At 44.0% G+C, this 1,008-nt stretch carries 1 protein-coding gene and 1 pseudogene; both read right to left on the minus strand.

Features of this window, described 5'->3' with window-relative positions; translation table 11 throughout:
• Positions 1 to 303 (minus strand): annotated as a pseudogene (locus tag AC3AYF_RS21845) (lipoprotein-releasing system transmembrane subunit LolC); the annotation flags it as partial.
• Positions 304 to 364: 61 nt separating this feature from the next.
• A partial coding sequence (rpiA, locus tag AC3AYF_RS21850) for a ribose-5-phosphate isomerase RpiA (RefSeq protein ID WP_487780562.1) occupies positions 365 to 1,008 on the minus strand: 644 nt, incomplete at its 5' end.

Raw genomic sequence — 1,008 nt, forward strand, 5'->3', positions numbered from 1 at the left:
TTGGCCTTCAACAAAAGGCGCTGAATCAACCACATGTGGTTGACCGATGAGCAAGCTTTGCAGGCTTTTCCAATCTTTAAGTGTCCCATCTGCTCCGGTAACAAAGGCATGGGAGGTCATGCCGAGGATCCGTTCACGTAACTCTTTTTCAAAGCCGTTCATGACCGATAACACAACGATTAATTCCATCAAGCCTAAGGCCACACCAAACATAGATGTTAACGAGATAAATGAAATGAAGTGATTACGGCGTTTGGCGCCGGTATAGCGCAGACCAATGTAGATACTTAAAGGTTTAAACATAGGATTTTAATTCAGGTTGCATAAACAATGCCTCACATCGGTTGATGTGAGGCAATAACTTTTATTTTTTTGCAAGAACAGTTTTAGTGCCACTTTCGCTGCCTAATAACAAGACATCGGCAGGACGCATGGCAAACAGACCGTTCGTTACCACACCAACGAGATTGTTTAATGTTTTCTCTAAGGCAATCGGCTCCATGATTTCCCAACCATGCACATCGAGAATAACGTTGCTGTTATCGGTGACAAAACCTTCACGGTAAACAGGTTGTCCGCCTAGTTTTACGATTTCACGTGCGACGTAGCTGCGTGACATTGGTACCACTTCAACCGGTAATGGGAAACTACCTAGGATGTCGACTAACTTGCTTTCATCCGCAATACAAACAAATTTGTCACTGGCTGCGGCAATGATTTTTTCACGAGTGAGCGCACCACCACCACCTTTAATAAGTTGCAAATGGTGATTTGATTCATCGGCACCATCTACATAAACGGCAATTTGGCCCACATTGTTTAAATCAAGAACAGGGATGCCATGTTCTTCTAAGCGTTGTGCTGAAACGATAGAACTGGATACTACACCTTCGATTCGACCCTTGATAGTCGCTAAAGCATCAATGAAGTGATTGACCGTAGAACCGGTGCCGACACCAACAACACCATCAGTATTAATATGTTCTAAAGCAGCCCAGGCGGCTTGTT

This window comes from Salinicola sp., from assembly GCF_982684285.1.